The 17608-nt window shown below is 39.8% G+C and carries 16 protein-coding genes and 4 tRNA genes; 12 read left to right on the top strand and 8 right to left on the bottom strand.

Annotated features, from left to right (window positions below; genetic code table 11):
- Positions 1-67: 67 nt before the first annotated feature.
- The gene (gene mtnK / locus GQR53_RS18530) at positions 68-1285 is read right to left on the bottom strand and encodes an S-methyl-5-thioribose kinase (RefSeq protein ID WP_165744895.1); all 1218 of its coding nucleotides are present in this window, start codon (positions 1283-1285) and stop codon (positions 68-70) included.
- Positions 1286-1414: 129 nt separating this feature from the next.
- Between mtnK and mtnA the strand changes: the two genes are divergently transcribed.
- Complete coding sequence (gene mtnA / locus GQR53_RS18525; RefSeq protein WP_165744894.1) at positions 1415-2440, top strand: S-methyl-5-thioribose-1-phosphate isomerase; 1026 nt, start codon at positions 1415-1417, stop codon at positions 2438-2440.
- Between the two features lie 62 nt (positions 2441-2502).
- On the opposite strand, the gene GQR53_RS18520 is transcribed toward mtnA, so the two are convergent.
- From GQR53_RS18520 to GQR53_RS18510, 3 genes are read right to left on the bottom strand one after another with little or no spacing between them, the layout of a single operon-like run.
- Positions 2503-3045 (bottom strand): acireductone dioxygenase, encoded by a 543-nt coding sequence (locus GQR53_RS18520; RefSeq protein WP_165744893.1) that lies wholly within the window; start codon positions 3043-3045, stop codon positions 2503-2505.
- Positions 3042-3728, bottom strand: coding sequence for an acireductone synthase (gene mtnC, locus GQR53_RS18515; RefSeq protein WP_165744892.1), 687 nt, complete (start codon positions 3726-3728; stop codon positions 3042-3044). The genes GQR53_RS18520 and mtnC overlap by 4 nt, the downstream gene beginning before the upstream one ends.
- Entirely contained in the window at positions 3725-4354 is a 630-nt protein-coding gene (locus tag GQR53_RS18510; protein WP_165744891.1) for a methylthioribulose 1-phosphate dehydratase, read from the bottom strand. The genes mtnC and GQR53_RS18510 overlap by 4 nt, the downstream gene beginning before the upstream one ends.
- A gap of 108 nt (positions 4355-4462) precedes the next feature.
- Between GQR53_RS18510 and GQR53_RS18505 the strand changes: the two genes are divergently transcribed.
- The 3 genes from GQR53_RS18505 (at position 4463) to GQR53_RS18495 (ending at position 7857) form a co-directional block, all read left to right on the top strand.
- Positions 4463-5605, top strand: a complete 1143-nt coding sequence (locus tag GQR53_RS18505; protein ID WP_165744890.1) for a methionine aminotransferase — start codon at positions 4463-4465, stop codon at positions 5603-5605.
- The gene (locus GQR53_RS18500) at positions 5593-6366 is read left to right on the top strand and encodes an amidohydrolase (protein ID WP_024606305.1); all 774 of its coding nucleotides are present in this window, start codon (positions 5593-5595) and stop codon (positions 6364-6366) included. The genes GQR53_RS18505 and GQR53_RS18500 overlap by 13 nt, the downstream gene beginning before the upstream one ends.
- 75 nt (positions 6367-6441) lie before the next feature.
- A complete protein-coding gene (locus GQR53_RS18495) occupies positions 6442-7857 on the top strand; it encodes a mannose-1-phosphate guanylyltransferase/mannose-6-phosphate isomerase (RefSeq protein ID WP_165744889.1) in 1416 nt (471 codons plus the stop codon).
- A 30-nt stretch (positions 7858-7887) separates the two neighbouring features.
- On the opposite strand, the gene GQR53_RS18490 is transcribed toward GQR53_RS18495, so the two are convergent.
- The 3 genes from GQR53_RS18490 to GQR53_RS18480 form a co-directional block, all read right to left on the bottom strand.
- The gene (locus GQR53_RS18490; protein WP_024606307.1) at positions 7888-10044 is read right to left on the bottom strand and encodes a response regulator; all 2157 of its coding nucleotides are present in this window, start codon (positions 10042-10044) and stop codon (positions 7888-7890) included.
- Positions 10045-10210: 166 nt separating this feature from the next.
- Positions 10211-10867 carry a response regulator transcription factor gene (locus GQR53_RS18485; protein ID WP_004334929.1) on the bottom strand — a complete coding sequence of 219 codons (657 nt, stop codon included), beginning with the start codon at positions 10865-10867 and terminating at the stop codon, positions 10211-10213.
- Positions 10868-11086: 219 nt separating this feature from the next.
- Complete coding sequence (locus tag GQR53_RS18480) at positions 11087-11455, bottom strand: histidine triad nucleotide-binding protein (protein WP_004334923.1); 369 nt, start codon at positions 11453-11455, stop codon at positions 11087-11089.
- Between the two features lie 92 nt (positions 11456-11547).
- Here GQR53_RS18480 and GQR53_RS18475 point away from each other — a divergent pair, with 92 nt between their 5' ends.
- Positions 11548-12147 carry a DUF2057 domain-containing protein gene (locus GQR53_RS18475; protein ID WP_004334921.1) on the top strand — a complete coding sequence of 200 codons (600 nt, stop codon included), beginning with the start codon at positions 11548-11550 and terminating at the stop codon, positions 12145-12147.
- A gap of 58 nt (positions 12148-12205) precedes the next feature.
- On the opposite strand, the gene GQR53_RS18470 is transcribed toward GQR53_RS18475, so the two are convergent.
- A complete protein-coding gene (locus tag GQR53_RS18470; RefSeq protein ID WP_165744896.1) occupies positions 12206-14047 on the bottom strand; it encodes a M1 family metallopeptidase in 1842 nt (613 codons plus the stop codon).
- A 143-nt stretch (positions 14048-14190) separates the two neighbouring features.
- On the opposite strand from GQR53_RS18470, the gene murB reads away from it, so the two are divergent.
- The 7 genes from murB to GQR53_RS18435 all read left to right on the top strand — a co-directional run bounded on the left by murB (position 14191) and on the right by GQR53_RS18435 (position 17430).
- A complete protein-coding gene (murB, locus tag GQR53_RS18465; RefSeq protein ID WP_165744888.1) occupies positions 14191-15201 on the top strand; it encodes a UDP-N-acetylmuramate dehydrogenase in 1011 nt (336 codons plus the stop codon).
- Positions 15198-16190 (top strand): bifunctional biotin--[acetyl-CoA-carboxylase] ligase/biotin operon repressor BirA, encoded by a 993-nt coding sequence (gene birA, locus GQR53_RS18460; protein ID WP_024593804.1) that lies wholly within the window; start codon positions 15198-15200, stop codon positions 16188-16190. The genes murB and birA overlap by 4 nt, the downstream gene beginning before the upstream one ends.
- Positions 16187-16897: a type III pantothenate kinase gene (locus tag GQR53_RS18455; protein ID WP_165744887.1), complete on the top strand. Its 711-nt coding sequence runs from the start codon at positions 16187-16189 to the stop codon at positions 16895-16897. The genes birA and GQR53_RS18455 overlap by 4 nt, the downstream gene beginning before the upstream one ends.
- A 126-nt stretch (positions 16898-17023) precedes the next feature.
- Positions 17024-17099: transfer RNA gene (locus GQR53_RS18450), tRNA-Thr, on the top strand.
- 40 nt (positions 17100-17139) lie between these two features.
- Positions 17140-17224 (top strand) — tRNA-Tyr (locus tag GQR53_RS18445).
- A 44-nt stretch (positions 17225-17268) separates the two neighbouring features.
- Positions 17269-17343, top strand: a tRNA-Gly gene (locus GQR53_RS18440).
- Between the two features lie 11 nt (positions 17344-17354).
- A tRNA-Thr gene (locus GQR53_RS18435) sits at positions 17355-17430 on the top strand.
- Positions 17431-17608 lie beyond the last annotated feature (178 nt).

Genomic DNA, 17608 nt, shown 5'->3' with positions numbered 1-17608 from the left:
TCCCCGCTAATTTCTTAGCAGGGATTTGTGTATAAGAGACAGCTTATAGCGCCTTTTTTAATGCTTGTTAGTTTAATTGGCTTATTAATAAACTAAAGAATGCTTCTTTGTTGTTGCATGTTTGTGCATTTAAAATAAGTTGCTCGCCTAGTGCTAATGTTTGTTTTTGCACTGTAAGGCGCGCATTGTCATCACTAATTCTATCTATATCGCTTACGTGCGCAAGCCCAATAGTACGCCTAATTAACTCAGCACCACAGTAACCAACAGCATCTTGCAATACGTTTTTCATAAAGTATTGCGCATAGCCTACTGGCGCTAATGATTCATCTAATGTTTTAGTGCGTATTAATTCAAGCCATTGCTGCTCAAATAAACTATAGGTGTCTACGATACAGCTAAGTAAATGTGTTTGGTAATTGCGACGTGCTACAAAGTCATCAATATGCCCTGCTTGTGCGCAGTAATTCAATAGTAAATTACCAATAAAAGAGCCAATATCGAACCCAATAGGTCCAAAAAAACCAAATTCTGGGTCAATCATCTTTGTATTATTATAATCAACAAAAATGCTACCGCTGTGCATATCACCATGAAGTAATGTTTGCGGCTTAGATAAAAAATTAGCTTTTAGTTTTGCTATTTCTAACTTTAATGCGTTGTTTTTTTGTATTGCGTCAACTTCGTTTTGTAGTTGTTTTGGGTAGTTATTGCGTTCGTGCTCAATGTACGGATCGCTAAAAAATAAGTCTTCCGTGATTTGGCAAAGCTCAGGATTAGTAAATTGGCTAACGAGTGCTTTTTTAGTTTGCGCGGTTAAGTAAAAATCTGAATTATAAAAGCCGGTGTGGCTTAAGTAGGTCGCTACATGCTGTGCCAATTTAGGGAATTGCTCTGCATTATTTTGTGCAGTACGCAATATTTGTAAATTACCTAAATCTTCTAAAATAGTCAGGGCTTGTATTTCACTATAATGTAAAACATTAGCAGTATAAGCTGGGCAAATAGCACCATGGTTAAGTAAAACTTGTGCTTCTATACGGGCTCTATCAAGTGTTAATGGCCACGACTCACCCACGCAACGCGCGTAAGGCAGAGCTTGCTTTAAAATAACACTATTGTTTTGCTCATCAGTAATTCTAAATACTAAATTAAGATTGCCATCACCAAACTCATATGCCGATAAGGTTTGTCCGGAATCAAAAAAATTACATTGTTTAGATTCAATTAATGTCGATACGTAATCGATAGCGCGCTGTGCATTAAAAGCAACATAGTTAGTCATGGTTTAAATCTCAAAAATCAGCTTTTAAGCATTCTATACTTTTAAATGTTTAGATGTCTACAAGTCTAGCTTGAGAGTTATTCAAAGTGGTGTAAAATAACGTTACGCATTTTTAATACCTTAAGCATTATGCAAAACTTAATCGCAAGCAGTTTAAAATATGAAAACGGGTCGCTTAGTGTGCTCGACCAATATTTACTACCTCACCAGCAGGTATGGCATCAGTGCCATGATGTAGAAACCATGAAAGAGCTGATCATTAACTTAAAAGTGCGTGGAGCCCCACTTATTGGTTTAGGCGCGAGCTTGTTAGTGGCGTATTTAGCTGAGCAAGGGGTAGTGAAAAGTGAGCTTGAAAAAGCAATCAATGAACTAGAAGCCACTCGTCCAACGGCGGTTAATTTAATGCATTGTATGGCGGCATTGCGAAAAGCTTTAACGCAAAGCGATTATGTTGCCGGTATTGTTAGTACTGCTGAGCGGTTGTTTATTGAAGATATTGAGCTGTGTGAACGAATGGCAAATCGTGGTGCCGAGCTTATAAATAGTGGCGACAACATATTAACTCATTGTAATACAGGGGCGCTTGCAACCGCTGGTATTGGTACTGCACTGGGTGTTATTTACAAAGCGCAGCAAAAACATGGCAACGTACATGTGTGGGTTGATGAAACACGACCATTATTACAAGGCGGCCGCTTAACGGCCTTTGAGCTTGAGCGCTGGGAAATACCGTACACATTAATTTGCGATAATATGGCGGCAAGTTTAATGGCTGCAGGTAAGGTGGATAAAATAGTAGTAGGGGCTGATCGTATTGCTGCCAATGGTGATTTTGCTAATAAAGTGGGCACCTATAATTTAGCCGTACTTGCGTATTTTCATAACATTCCATTTTATGTAGTTGCGCCTATTACCACGCTTGATACCAACACCGCGTGTGGTGATGATATAGAAATAGAGCAGCGTAATCCTCAAGAAGTGCGCGGAGTTAGCGGTAGCTTTGGTGAGGCTTTATGGGCACCCACCAATGCTAATGTATATAACCCTGCATTTGATATAACTCCGGCAAAACTGGTTACAGGGTGGGTGTTAGATACAGGTGTGTACAACCAAAGTCAGGTTGAAAATGGCGATCTCATAAAGCTTAAGTAGCTTCGCGATATTTTGGTCCACGTTATGTGTATTCGTGTGGACCAAGGTTTTGAATGACTAACTTATGATAATAACGGAAATTGCTTTGCAATAGACGAGTCAGTGCTTTTTGCTACCCAGCCCTCTGTATTGTTAAATAAGCGAATGGCAGTAAACTCAGGGTCGCTGCCCATATCAAACCAATGCGGGGTAAGTTCAGGCACTGAAATTAAATCGCCTTGTTGGCAAAGTACCTGATAAACCTTATTGCCTAAATGTAGGCAAAATAGCCCTTGGCCTTTTACAAAAAAACGCACTTCGTCTTCACTATGGGTATGTTCAAATAAAAACTTTTTGCGTAGCTCTGATGCGCCAAGATTACCTTTAGCTAGAGATATAACGTCTACTGTTTGATAGCCATTTTCGGCTTTTAACCGATCTATATCGCTTTTGTACGCACTAATAATTTGCTCATGGGTGGTGTGCTGATTAATATCTGCATTTGCTTGCCACTGTTCAAAACGTACGTTTACTTTAGCTAGTTGCTTTGCAATATCATCAGCATTTGATGTGCTTACAAGTGCTTTGCTTGCATCGTTGTCAGCATATATTGTTAATTGACTCATACTAATTGCTCCAATTTAAATTGGCTAAAGTCATTAATATAAGGGTGTGCTTTAGTGCTTGCTTGCCCATCACGAATTAAATGTATTGTTTTTAAGCCGGCAGCTTGCGCGGCATCAAGCTCGCCGGCTACATCACTTAAAAAGAGTATTTCTGCTGCTTTAAACGGTAACAGCTCAACAATGGTGTTATAGGCCATTTGCTCTTGTTTTGCGCCAACTTTGGTGTCAAAAAAGTCAGTAAACAAGCTGCGAATGTCACCATAATCACTGTATTTAAAAAGTAGCTGCTGCGCTTTTACTGACCCTGACGAGTACACATATAAAGCTATATCGCTGTTGTACTGAGCTTGTAAAAAATCAAATGCATCTGGGTATAAATGCCCTTTAAAATCACCGTGTTCATACCCTGTTTGCCAAATTAAGCCTTGTAATTGCTTAAGTGGAGTGATTTTTTTATCTTCATCAATCCAGGTAAGTAAAGTGCTAATGACTTCTTCAATATCGGCGTTTGGCTTTTCGATAAGAGCTTTTATGGCACTAATTTGCTCAGCTACATCTGGCTTATTAGCATTGGCACGTACAAAGGTAGGTAATTGTTTTGCTGCGTAAGGAAACAACACCTCTTTAACAAACGAGATACGGGTTATTGTGCCTTCGATGTCGGTTAAAATGGCTTTAATCATTTAGTTACTCCCGCTTGAATACCTATTATTTTTAAGCGCTCTAGTTCGCAACTAAATAAAAACTCTAAGGCTTCTAGGTGGCGACGAACTTCATCAATATTACGCCCTACTGCATATAAGCCATGGCCACGTATCAGTACGCCGTGCTCTATAGGTGTATGTAAATGATGGTCACTAACCAGCAGGCTTAATCGGTCAATATCTTGATCGTTATCGAAAATAGGAATGCTCAGCGTTTCTAAATGCGAAGTAAAGCCGCTCAGTGCTTTTTGCATTTCATAGCCTGTTAAATCAAGCTGATGCCCTTGGGTAATTTGCGACAGTACGGTAGCGGCTACAGAGTGAGTATGCAAAACACACTGCGCATCAGGTATAAGCTGATACAAACTTAGGTGTAATTGTGTTTCTGCCGATGGTTTTGCAGCTCCTGCTAGGCGCTCGCCTTGGTGATCTAATTGCAAAAAATGCTCTTGCGTCAGTGAGCCTTTATCGTGCCCACTTGCTGTAACAACAAAGCCAGTGCTAGTACGAGCTGAAAAGTTTCCGCCTGTTGCGGGTCCCCAGCCTTTTTGGCTAACCCATTTTCCGGCTTCAATAAGTTGTGAAATAGCGGTATTGTTTTGCATACATTCCTCACTAATGAGCGTAAAGTTAATTGTTTTTAGACGGCTATACTTCTGTTTTAAGCAATGATAGCATCGCTTTAAGCGCAAAACCATCATTAAGGGCATCACGTGTTTGAAAGTAAATTACCAAATTTAGGCGTTAGTATATTTAGCCAAATGAGCGGGTTGGCTAATGAGTTTTCGGCAATTAATCTCTCTCAAGGCTTTCCTGAGTTTGATGCTCCTGATCTTTTAAAAACGCAGTTAAATTATTATGTGCAGCAGGGCGTTAATCAATATTCACCTTCAAGTGGTGTACCACGATTACAGCAACAAATTGCTGATTTAGCAAAGCGCAAATATGCAGCTGATATAAACGCAGCTGATCAAGTTACTGTTACCTCAGGTGCAACAGAGGCATTGTTTGTGGCTATTCAAACAATTGTGCGCCCAAGTGATGAAGTGATTGTATTTGACCCTGCATATGACTCTTACCAACCGGCAATTGAACTCGCTGGTGGAAAGTCGGTACACATTGCTTTAAGTGCGCCAAATTACACTATTGATTGGCAAGTAGTAAGCCAAGCTATTACTAAAAATACCCGTGCAATTATTATTAATACGCCTCATAACCCAAGCGGTAAAATATTACAGCCACAAGATATAAAAGCGCTTAAAGAGTTAGTTGGTACTCACAATTTGTATGTAATAAGCGATGAGGTATATGAGCACATTACGTTTGATGAACAACCGCATTTAAGCGTATTACGCGATGATGAATTATTTGCCAAAAGCTTTGTTGTATCGAGTTTTGGTAAAACGTTTCACAGCACGGGCTGGAAAATGGGTTACTGTATTGCACCTGCCGATTTAGCTGTCGAATTTAGAAAAATTCATCAGTACGTTACGTTTTCAAGTTTTACCCCCGCACAGCATGCGCTTGCCGATATGCTCGAGCAGCAAGGTGAGCATATAGATGAGCTAAGCGGGTTTTATCAGCAAAAACGCGACTTATTAGCGAGTCATTTAAGTAACAGCCGTTTTAAAATTTTACCTAGCCAAGGCACTTACTTTTTATTGTTAGATTACAGCGATGTATCGGATTTAAACGATGTTGAATTTTGCCATTGGTTAGTTGAGCAAGCCGGTGTTGCGGCTATTCCGTTAAGTGTTTTTTATCAAAATCCACCAACCGACAAAGTAATTCGTTTATGCTTTGCTAAAAACGACAACACTCTCATAGAGGCTGCGCAAATATTATGTCAACTTTAACCATTACAGCATTGCAAAGCTCGCTTTATTGGCTTGATAAAGATGCTAATTTAGCCATGTTTAATAAGCAGCTTGAAGCAATTACGCATCAGCCCGATCTTATTTTACTGCCCGAAACATTCTCGACTGGCTTTGCTATCAATTTAGATTGTGCAGAGCCTGAAAACGGTAAAGTACTGACGTGGTTAAAGGCGCAGGCTCATAAACATAATGCGGTTATTGCGGGTTCGGTACTTGTTGCACAAGGCGATAAAAAAGCGAATCGGTTTTATTGGGTAAAACCCGATGGTGAGGTGAGTTATTACGATAAGCGCCATTTATTTCGCTTAGGCAGCGAGGGCGATTACGTTGTAGCAGGGCAAGCGCGCAAAGTTTTTGAAATCAATGGTTTTAAACTATTACCGCAAGTATGCTATGACCTGCGCTTTCCGGTATTTCAACGTAATAATAACGACTACGATGTAATGATAAACGTAGCAAATTGGCCTGCTGTACGCCGCCATATTTGGGATACGTTACTTATGGCGCGTGCAATGGAAAACCTATGTTACGTAGTAGGTGTTAATCGCGTGGGGGAAGACGGTAATGGTGTGGCGCACAATGGCGGTACAGCGGTATACGACTTCAAAGGCGATGCATTAACTAAAGCGCAAGATGACGCAGAGCAACTAGTTACTATAACACTTGAAAAAGCGCCACTGGATGAGTTTAAAGCAGCGTTTCCTGCCTATTTAGATGCAGACTCTTTTACATTAATATAAACACGTTAATTTAGCGCAGAGCCAATAAAGTGTTAAAATAATCGCTGATATTTTTGTTGGCGGCTAATGTACATTATGAACACTTTAATCACTCCTGTAATTTTAGCAGGTGGCATAGGCTCTCGCTTGTGGCCGCTTTCTCGCCAAGCAATGCCTAAACAATTTTTACCACTACTAAATGAAAACACGTCATTGCTACAAAGTACGTTGGCGCGTGTTTCTGATGAGTTGTTTGATAATGCTATTTTAGTGTGTAACGAGCAGCACCGATTTATTGCCGCCGAGCAGGCTGAAAGCTCAATTCCTACTGCGTTATTACTCGAACCTAAAGGTAAAAATACCGCGCCTGCCATCGCATTAGCCGCCCACTATGCACTACAAAATGGGATTACTGGTCCGCTATTAGTGATGCCTGCCGATCATCATATTAAAAACTTTGATGTATTAACGGCTAAGCTCCCTGAAGTTGTAAAACTTGCTGAGCAAGGAAAGCTAGTGACGTTTTCGATTACTCCTACAGAGGCGCATACTGGCTATGGTTATATAAAACAAGGCGCGGCTATTGCTGGAACGGGTTGTTACGATGTTGCACAATTTAAAGAAAAGCCTGACTTAGATACAGCGAACCGTTATTTAGCTCAAGGTGGTTATAGCTGGAATAGCGGCATGTTTTTATTTACCCCCACAGCCTACTTAAAAGAGCTCGAGCGGTTTGCGCCAAAAATAGCAACGAGTGTCGCTGCAGCGGCGCAATTTACCAAAGATTTAGGGTTTACCCGCCCAAGCAACAGTGCGCTTGAACACTGCCCAAGCGATTCAATTGATTACGCCATTTTAGAGCGCAGTAATAACGTAGTTGTTATGCCTGTTGATTTAAAATGGAGTGATGTAGGTAGTTTTTCATCCCTTGATGCGCTTACAAAAAAAGATGAAAACGGTAATAGCTTAAATGCTAATTATATGGCTCAAAAAAGCACTAATAACTTAGTTATTAACGAGGCTGAACACACTATTGCCACGCTTGGAGTTAGCAATTTAGCAATTATTCATACTCATGATGCCACGTTAATTGCAAACCAAAATGAGCTAGATTCTCTGCCTTTGTTGCTTAAGAAAATTGCTATAACACAGGCTGATAAACTTAATCATCATCAAGTGGTTTTTCGCCCGTGGGGGAATTACCGTACTTTGGTTGAAGGCACTGGCTTTAAAGTTAAAAAAATTACTGTAACCAGCGGTGCTAAGCTTTCGACGCAGCGCCATCAGCATCGCGCTGAGCATTGGGTGGTGGTTTCGGGTATTGCAGATGTGTGTATTAATGAGCAAGCGTATACGCTAACGCACGACCAATCGTGTTATATCGCCGCAAAGCAAATTCATAGTTTGGCTAATAATCAAAAAGAGCCGTTAATAGTTATTGAAGTGCAAACCGGTGCTGTACTTGATGAAAGCGATATAGAGCGATTTGATGATAAATATGGAAGAGGCTAATCATTAGCTTTTTTTAAAGCTAATTCACTATTACTCTAACTGCCCACGCACAAACTTTAAATATTGCTCTAAGCTGCGTTGCCACAGATCTAGCGCTTCATCAAGCATATCGTTATGTGGCTTTTTATCGAGTAAACGGCGCTCTATTTTTTTAAGCTCAATACCATAGCGATTAAAACCAAGTTGCAGAGCGGTACTTGCTTGGCGATGTAAAAGCTTAATGCATTGCTCTGGTTGTTGGTCAATAAGCTTTTGACAGCGAATTAGCTTGTTGCGGGCTGAAAGCACAAATTCATTATAAATTGAAGACACTTCATCTTCACTAAATGAGCTGGTGAGTGTTTCGGCCGCTGTTTTGTCATACAAGGTATCAATAAGCTCTACTGCAATGCTCGCAGTTTGATTAGATTGAGAGTCACTAAGTGCTTGGCGAAGCTTTTCATGCTTAATAGGCTTGCCTACAATGTCTTTTATTCCTAATTCTAAATACTCTTTTACTTCGTCAGGGCTAAGGCTTGCAGTAAATGCGAGTACAGGCGTTCGTTGATTTTTATGATCAATGCGTTTTAGACGTTTAAGTACTTCTTGGCCTGTTAAATCAGGTAGGTTCATATCAAGCAAAACAACATCGAAGTGGTGAGCTTGCATGAGCTCTATGGCACTTTTCCCATCTTTTGCGAGCTTAATTTTGTGTTCATCGTCGGCCATGAATTCTATAGCAATTTTTTGATTTAAATCTAAATCTTCAACCAGTAATACATCAAGACCTGTTAAGTAATCTTTAGTTTGATGGCGCTGCTCTACAAGGCTTAATTCACCTAAAGTAAAAGTAACGGTAAAGCTAAATACACTACCAGTACCAAGCTGGCTGGCTATTTCGAGTCGGCTACTGAGCTTTTCAAGCAGGCGGCTAGTAATAGCTAAACCAAGGCCGGTTCCGCCTTTTTCTTTTCCTGCGCTACTTTGTACATAAGGTTCTGTTAAGTAGGCTATCTCGTCATTTTCTATACCTGGTCCTGAATCTTTGACACTAATTTTTATAGTGTGCTCAAGTTGTTTTTCTAATACTAAATCAACCTGAATTTTAACGGTTCCGTGATCTGTAAATTTAATAGCGTTACCGACTAAATTAATAATTATTTGTCTAAGTTTTTGTTGGTCGCAGTAATAACAGGCTTGCTCAGGAATATTATAGATAAGCTCAAATTTTAGCTGCTTTTGCTCGGCCATTGGGCTTAGTAATAAACATAAATTATTAAGCCATGTTTTAAATTCTACATCTTCTTCGTAAAGCGCTTCGTCACTTTGATCTAGGCTCGCGTAATCAAGGACCTTATCTACCAACAAGTTAAGTGATTCGGCAGAATTTATAATTGCCTCGCAATAGGCTTTATTGCGGGTATCACTTGTTTGGTTCATAACAAGTTGGGCGCTGCCTAAAATACCGTTTAGTGGGGTGCGAATTTCGTGGCTTATTGTTGATAAAAAGAGCCCGCGAATTTCTAAATCTTTTTGTGCTTTATCGGCGAGTTTATTGAGGTGCTGTTCTCTGCGCTCATTACATAATAACGCCATACCTGCAGCATAAAACATGGGCGCAATTACCCCATTTAAAAATAATAAAGAGCTAAACCAGCCGTTTACTAAAAGATTTTTTTGTTCAATGTTATCCATAAATAACGAGCGGCCGATAAAGCTCAAAGCAACAAGCGTTAAAATGGTTATGTATACAATGCTGCCATTAGGGTAGGGTTTGCGCGCGTACTTAATAAATATAAAGAGTAAAAAGCCGGCTTCTGCTATGTGTTGTATATCGGATGCAATCACTCTTTCGTGTAGAGATGGGTCAAAAAAGGTGTAATAGCCAAGCATTACAGTGCAAAAAGCGGTTACTGAGCAAAGTAATTTAAAACCAATGCCGTGATAATTTAAAAACTGACTGAGCGATAAACAATGCACTATTGATGCGGCAAACATCATGCTACTGGCAGCGCTAATAATTACTAAATTATGTGTATCACCAACAAGAGTAAAACCAATAACAGAGCCTAAAAGCAATATGGGATAGAAAATGTATAGCAGCGTGCCCGATATTTGTTTGTTCGTTCGCCATGTTAAAAAGTTAAGTAAGGTCATTACAACCATGATGGCGATGCTGGCAAAATAAAGAGTGAAAGAGTCGAGCATTAATATTCCAGCAAAGTAGTTTTAAACTAAGATTATTAAAAGTATACACTTATACCAATTATCAAAACAGATCACTTAGGCAAGCAAATTGGTATTAAATAAGTGTGTAACACATACAAAAACAGACACCTAAGTGTCTGTTTTTAATTTTAAACTAAATATATGATTAACGAATTTCATCAGGGATATTTTGTTGTGCCCAAGATAGGAGCTCAATACGGTTACGACATTTAGTTTTTCTAAATGCGCTATATAAATGTGTTTTAACTGTGTGTGGACTGATACTTAAATCTTCTGCGATTTCTTTATTCTTCGAACCTTTACTCATTAGTGAGATTATTGCTTTTTCTCGTTTAGTAAGTTTAACAGGCTCAATATCCCCTTCGGTTAGTTTATGCAGCGCATCTTTATTAAATTGCAGCATACGATTTAATGCATTACACATAATATCGCGACGGTACCAAAGCTGATCTTCAAGTAGTAAACGAATACCTTTCATTAATACATCGGCGTTATCTGTTGTGTAAAATACGCCACGAATACCGCTCAACAATGCACGATTAGCAAGCTCAGGGTTCTCGTCTAGATTAAATAATATGATATCGCATTTAATACGTAGGTTTACTAGTTGTTCTTTTAGTTTTCCCCATGCATCCTTGCTAGATGTTTCGATAAACAAAAGTCGAGTCCCTTCAGGTATATCTAAAATATTAGTACCCGTGGTTACGTCAAGGCCTTGCGTTTTTAACAAAGGTTCTAAAACGTTAATACCAATAGTGTTAATTGGCTCTTGATCTAATAACAAAAAGGCTGAACTGCTCATGTTTTTATACTCTTTTATAAAGCTGACTGTTTAAGTTTATCACGACTTCCGCACCTTTTGTATTAGAAAGTCGCTGAAGCACTCAATAACAAATACGATTTTACGATTATTTAAACATAAAATGTTGCAAATAAGTAACCATTTACTCTTTATAACCATGAAAAATCATAACGTTTGTAACTAATTGGTTGAGCAGAATAGTTAGATAAAAATATTTAATTAATTTACTTTTTTTACATTTTGGTAAGGTGGCCATCCCATTTCTTTACCGCCAAGCATATGTAAATGTATGTGATAAACGGTTTGTCCACCATGTTCATTACAGTTCATGACCACGCGGTATCCGTCCTCAGCAAAATTGTGCTGCTTAGCTAATTTTGCCGCAACAACGTATAAATTGCCTACTAAATGTGAGTTTTCAGGATTTATATCATTTATAGTAGCAATTGCTTTTTTGGGGATAATTAACACATGAAATGGCGCTTGTGGGTTTATATCTTTAAATGCGAGGGTGTCTTCATCTTCGTAGACAATGTCGGCCGGAATTTCACGATTAATTATTTTGGTAAAAATAGTCTCTTGGCTCATAGTGTGTTCCTAATTAAGTGTTATGAATTTTAAGCTCACTAATGACAAACTTTCAAAGCAGTGTCAAACTGAAATCAAATAAAGGAGTTAATATGCTTAAACCAATTTTAATAAGTAGTGCAGTTGCATTACTACTTAGTTTTTCGGCTAATGCTGAAAACATTCACTTTCCAGAAGAAATTGTACCACTACAAGTGGGTGATAAAATGCTAGAAAGCTCTTTGTTTAGCCGTATTGATGATGTAGAGCTTGCGCCAGGAACTTACCAGCTTAGGCTAAAATATACCGATTTATATGAAGATGATTATGACACGCATGAAGTTGTGGAGTCGGAACCATTTTGGGTAAGTGTAACTGTTGAAGCAGGTAAAGATTATACCTTAGTGTTTAATCGTGCTGAAAATGCAGTATCTGCAAAAGTATTTGCAGAAGCACCACAAGTTAGTTTAAAAGCAAAAAGTAGCGCTGTTGCTAAGCCTTTAAGTGTTATTTCTAACACGCAGCTAGCAAGCAATAAACCGGTAATGCAAAATACAATGCCTGCAGGACCTTCTCGTCCTAGTCAGCCAATAAAGCCGATAGCACCCATTACAGGTAAAGGCATGCCAAGTGCGCCGCAAATGCTTGATTTTTGGTGGCAACAAGCCACAACTGCAGAGCGTAAAGCTTTTTTAGAAAAAGTGACAAAGTAGAAAAATAGCAAAACAAAAGGGCCAAATTTGGCCCTTTTTAGTTTCTAGTTAACGCTATTTATTCAAATAATGCGTCAATAGTGCCTTGTGCAAGTGGGTGGTAACCCGGGCGTGCTTTTAAGTACACGCTTTGTGCCCACTCTTTTTTACCGTTAGTGATAAGGGATTTATATAACGGTACAATTAACTTACGACGGCCAATGCCTGATAAGTGCTTATCAAGTGCAGGGTAAATTGGTTGATAACCATTTCCTACTGCTAGCATAAACCAAGCAAACGCACGTTCAGCATTAGTTGACTGTGTTAGGTTAAATTCTGAGTCAAGCTCTACCATGTGCTCCTGGCTTAAATCACGTGGTAAGTTATTTAAAAAGTGTAGCCACTCATGCACAGACCAATCAGCTGTTGGCAGTTGAGCTGCAGTTGTGTCGCCTTTTAGCCATGCTGCTGTTGCAGTATCTACTTTATCAAATGCATCAGAAGTAGGGTTTGGCGCATCACTTGGTAATCCAGGTTCAAAAATCCATTCGTTTACTTTATCCATGCTTACAACATCAGGATACTTTTCAATTAAGTTAGCTTTTAAGTAAGTAACAAATTGCGCGGTAGTAAGTGATTTAAACGAAAACTCTTTAAAGTACGCTTTTACAAACGGGTCAAATTTATCGCGACCATATTTGTTTTCTAGGTAAATTAAAAATAATTGACCTTTAGTGTAAGGCACTGAACTGAATGCATCGTCTGGGTCGCGGCCGTTAAGTTTTAAATTAAGGCGTGTATCTGGTGCATCAATTGTTTTAAGTTGTGCGCGTAAAGACGCTGAATCAAGTGCTTGTTCCATAACCGCACGGTCACGACCAAATACTTCTTCCATAATGCGGTTTTCAACGTACGAGGTAAAACCTTCGTTTAACCACAAATCTTCCCACGTTGCGTTAGTTACTAAGTTACCAGACCAAGAATGAGCAAGCTCATGAGCAATAAGGTTAACTAAGCTTTTATCACCGGCAACAACCGTTGGAGTTATGAATGATAAGCGTGGATTTTCCATGCCACCAAACGGAAAACTTGGCGGTAGCATTAATAAGTCGTAACGACCCCAAGCATATTCGCCGTACATCGCGTTTGTTTTATCGATCATGGCTTGGGTGTCGTCAAATTCAGCAACTGAGGCATCTAAAATTGTCGGCTCAGCAAATATGCCCGTTTGGTGCGACATTGCTTTAAATTCTAAGTTACCTGCGCCAATAGCAATTAGGTAAGGTGAAATTGCTTGTGGCATATCAAAAATGTAGTCCCCATCTTTATAAAGCGCATCTTTGTTATCGGCACTCATTACAGCACGTATATCTTTTGGTGTATGAATTCGTGCAGAGTAAGTTACACGCATTGCGGGTGTATCTTGCACTGGGATCCAACTACGTGCATGAATTGCTTGCGATTGGCTGTACATAAATGGATGCGTTTTACTTGCCGTTTGCGTGGGTGTTAACCATTGCAGGCCTGAAGCTTCTGGACGACTGTTGTAGTAAATACGAACTACTTTAGCTTGGTTTTTAAACACAATAGTAAGCTTTGAGCCTTTAACGTCATCTCGCTTAGCTAAATCAAAAGTCGCCTTTTTCCAGTTACCACTTTGATCTTTGTACATTACTTTATCAATGTCTAAGTCGCGGGTATCAAGTACAAGCGTTCTACTTTTGCTGTTGTTCCACTGAAGAGTATGCTCAACAAAACCTTCTAACTGCTTGTCGGCAAAGTCGACATCTAAATCAAGGTTTAAGTGAGTAGTAACAACATCATCAAGGTTAGCATACGAGTTTTGGTCAATCGCATTAGCCATTGCTTGCGAACACATACCCGCCATAGCGAGGCTTAAAAAAAGAGGTTTAATTTTCATCATTACTCTGAACACAAATAAAAAAGTGCTGGTTTTATATCACGATTGGCACGGTGGGTTGAGTGATTTTTACAATCTAGTGCCACATTTGCGACGATGAGGTAAACTATTGCGATTAGTTACCGGTATTTTTAGAGAGCTTTGTGGCGCATTCATTACACTCCTTACATACATTCGCATTAAACAGCCAATGCCAAAATTTTGTTGAAATTACTCAGCTTGAGCAACTTAAAACGCAAAGTTTTAGTACACCGTTTTGTTTGCTAGGCGAGGGCAGTAATACCGTATTTTTAAATGACTACATGGGTACGGTTATAAAAATAGCCTTAAAAGGGATTAAAATTACTGATCGTGAGAACGACACACTAATAAGTATTGCTGCAGGCGAAAACTGGCATCAACTAGTCAGTTATTTATTAGAGAAAAATATACCCGGGCTTGAAAATTTAGCACTTATACCGGGCACAGTGGGTGCATCGCCGGTACAAAATATTGGTGCTTATGGCGTTGAGATAGCTAAATTTATTGAGTTGGTAGAATACTTTGATATAACCACTAAAACTATGCACTCACTAAATAATACACAATGTGAATTTGCTTACAGAGACTCAATATTTAAACATGCCCTTAAAAATAAAGCGGTGATCACGCAAGTGCATTTAGCGCTTCCAAAAAAGTGGCAACCAGTATTAAGTTATGGCCCCCTGCAGCAGCTCTCAAGCATTACCCCGCAAGCAGTATTCGATCAGGTTATAAAAACGCGCAATAGCAAATTACCTAACCCATATACACTCGCCAATGCGGGTAGCTTTTTTAAAAACCCAATAATTACTAACCAGCAGTTGGCTGAGCTATTAAAGCAGTTTGCAGATTTACCTCATTACGAATATGGGCAAAGCCATCACAAGGTCGCAGCAGGTTGGTTAATCGATCAAAGTGGTTTAAAAGGGCACCGCGAGGCCGGTGTAGAAGTGCATGAACAACAAGCGCTAGTGCTTGTTAATCACGGAAATAGTGAAGGTAGTGACCTAATAAAAATGATTAAACACATTCAGCAAGTGGTTTATATGCGCTACAACATTATGCTTGAGCACGAAGTACGTTTGATAGATTCGTGCAGCGAATGCCATATTAACGCGGAGCCTGAGCAATGAAAGCACCTGATGGAAACAAACTCGCTATTTTAAATGCACTCAACCAAGGGGGCTTTGTATCTGGCCAAGCCTTGGGTGAAAAGCTAGGAATTAGCCGAGCTGCGGTGAGTAAACATATCAAAACGTTACAAGAAATGGGCTTGGACATTTTTAAAGTGACTGGCAAAGGCTATTGCTTAAATAACCAAGTGGGCCTTTTAAATAAAACGCAAATTGATCAGCACTACAAAGCGCTAGGTGCTAATACTGCCGATGTAGAAGTGCACCCTATTATTGATTCGACCAACAGCGAGCTTATGCGCCGTATACAGGCTAAAACAGCGCTTGAGTCTGGCACTGTTATTGTTGCTGAAATGCAGCAAGCAGGGCGCGGCCGACGCGGCCGTGTTTGGCAATCCCCATTTGGCGCTAATCTGTATTATAGTTACTTTTGGCGTTTAGATGACGGGCTTCAAGCTGCAATGGGTGTATCAATTGCGGTAGGCCTTGCTGTTTATGATGCAATTAAAGCGTTATACCAAATTGATGTAGAGCTTAAATGGCCTAACGATATTTATATAAATAAACAAAAACTTGCAGGTGTGTTGGTTGAATTAGATGGGCAACCGCAAGGACCTTGTCAGTTAGTGATTGGTATAGGTATTAATTTACAAATGCCTGAGAGTTTTAGCCAACATATAGACCAAGCGTGGACCGACTTAAATCAACATACTCAAAAGCTTGATAAAAACCAGCTGGTGGCGTCACTTACTTATCATTTAGAGCAGCGTTTAGTGCAGTATCGTCAAACTGGCTTACAAGATATGTATGAGCAATGGAATTCGCTTAATGCGTTTGCTGGCGATTATGTTGAGCTAAATACAGGGCACCGAAGCTGGCGTGGAATATGCGAAGGTATTGACCCACAAGGTGGAATACGAATTCGCCAAGATGGTGAAGTAAAAAGTTATTACGGTGGGGAAGTCTCCCTCAGAAAGGCGCAAGTATGAGATTACTGATCGACGTAGGAAATACATCACTAAAAGCTGTGCTGTGGCATAACGAGCAAGCACAACCAGCAGATATAAATAACCTGCCTTGGTTACAAATAACCGAAGTGATTTATGCATGTGTAGGGCGCAGTGATTTACTAAACGATATTCTCGCGCAAGCGGCTAGCAATAATATTATTTGTTTTGAAGCCAAGGTAACCAAAACGCTTGGAGATCTTGTATGTGCTTACGAGCACGTAGGTAACTTAGGCATAGACAGGTGGCTTGCGCTTATTGCAGGCTTTACATTATACCCACATAAAGCATGTATTGTTATTGATGCAGGTACTGCCACCACAATTGACGTGCTTGATAGTGAAGGCCTACATTTAGGTGGCTGGATTTTACCCGGGCTTGATTTAATGACCTCATCGCTTACACAAAACACCCAACGTGTTTTTGATGACGGTAAAACACCGTTTACTAATGAATTGGGTAAAAACACGCCAAATGGTTTAAAAAACGGTGCCTTAGTGGCAACCATCGGGGCAATTGAGCAAGCTAAGCTGAATTTAACGGCTCAAAAAACAGAACAAGCAACACAAATTATTTTTGCTGGTGGCTATGGCCCACTATTGCAGCAGCAATTTGCAGGAAGTATTTTTGATTCATTGCTCGTAATGAAGGGATTGAATTATTGGTACGAATTAACCGAAACAGTATAAAAAAGTGCAAAAAACGCGTTTTCGCGTGAATATTGAGCATTTAAACTAAAAATTTACACTTTTTTTAATTTTATTGTTGCATCCCAATAAACCTTACTCTAATATCTCGCCCCGTACTAAAGCAGTGCCGACTTAGCTCAGCTGGTAGAGCAACTGACTTGTAATCAGTAGGTCAACCGTTCGACTCGGTTAGTCGGCACCACTTTCCTTTTACCGGAAGTGAATTAGTAGAGAATTATCGTGGAGGGGTTCCCGAGCGGCCAAAGGGATCAGACTGTAAATCTGACGGCTCAGCCTTCGCTGGTTCGAATCCAGCTCCCTCCACCACTTTATTCTTGACGGTTAGAGGTAGTTTAAGAACAGATTTTTATGCGGGCATCGTATAATGGCTATTACCTCAGCCTTCCAAGCTGATGATGCGGGTTCGATTCCCGCTGCCCGCTCCAGTTCTTGTGTTGCTGATATAGCTCAGTTGGTAGAGCGCACCCTTGGTAAGGGTGAGGTCGGCAGTTCGACTCTGCCTATCAGCACCAGTCCTAAGAATCTCCTTGATTACTTCCTTTATCTGTCAGAAAATACTATTTGAAAAAGATTAACTTAATCTACCTTTGGTGGATTATTTTCATATGTAATTTAGATACACAAAACTGATAGGTTCCGTCATGGCAAAAGAAAAGTTTGAACGCGTAAAACCGCACGTAAACGTTGGTA

This window comes from Pseudoalteromonas sp. Z9A6, assembly GCF_011378805.1.
In the GTDB taxonomy this organism is placed as follows: Bacteria; Pseudomonadota; Gammaproteobacteria; order Enterobacterales; family Alteromonadaceae; genus Pseudoalteromonas; species Pseudoalteromonas distincta.
Note: the sequence above shows the minus strand (reverse complement) of the source record. Positions and strands in the feature narration are given on the sequence as shown.

Coding starts and splice junctions, on each gene's coding strand:
- mtnK (WP_165744895.1), bottom strand. CDS start 1,285: ATGACTAACTATGTTGCTTTTAATGCACAGCGCGCTATCGATTACGTA.
- mtnA (WP_165744894.1), top strand. CDS start 1,415: ATGCAAAACTTAATCGCAAGCAGTTTAAAATATGAAAACGGGTCGCTT.
- GQR53_RS18520 (WP_165744893.1), bottom strand. CDS start 3,045: ATGAGTCAATTAACAATATATGCTGACAACGATGCAAGCAAAGCACTT.
- mtnC (WP_165744892.1), bottom strand. CDS start 3,728: ATGATTAAAGCCATTTTAACCGACATCGAAGGCACAATAACCCGTATC.
- GQR53_RS18510 (WP_165744891.1), bottom strand. CDS start 4,354: ATGCAAAACAATACCGCTATTTCACAACTTATTGAAGCCGGAAAATGG.
- GQR53_RS18500 (WP_024606305.1), top strand. CDS start 5,593: ATGTCAACTTTAACCATTACAGCATTGCAAAGCTCGCTTTATTGGCTT.
- GQR53_RS18495 (WP_165744889.1), top strand. CDS start 6,442: ATGAACACTTTAATCACTCCTGTAATTTTAGCAGGTGGCATAGGCTCT.
- GQR53_RS18490 (WP_024606307.1), bottom strand. CDS start 10,044: ATGCTCGACTCTTTCACTCTTTATTTTGCCAGCATCGCCATCATGGTT.
- GQR53_RS18485 (WP_004334929.1), bottom strand. CDS start 10,867: ATGAGCAGTTCAGCCTTTTTGTTATTAGATCAAGAGCCAATTAACACT.
- GQR53_RS18480 (WP_004334923.1), bottom strand. CDS start 11,455: ATGAGCCAAGAGACTATTTTTACCAAAATAATTAATCGTGAAATTCCG.
- GQR53_RS18475 (WP_004334921.1), top strand. CDS start 11,548: ATGCTTAAACCAATTTTAATAAGTAGTGCAGTTGCATTACTACTTAGT.
- GQR53_RS18470 (WP_165744896.1), bottom strand. CDS start 14,047: ATGAAAATTAAACCTCTTTTTTTAAGCCTCGCTATGGCGGGTATGTGT.
- birA (WP_024593804.1), top strand. CDS start 15,198: ATGAAAGCACCTGATGGAAACAAACTCGCTATTTTAAATGCACTCAAC.
- GQR53_RS18455 (WP_165744887.1), top strand. CDS start 16,187: ATGAGATTACTGATCGACGTAGGAAATACATCACTAAAAGCTGTGCTG.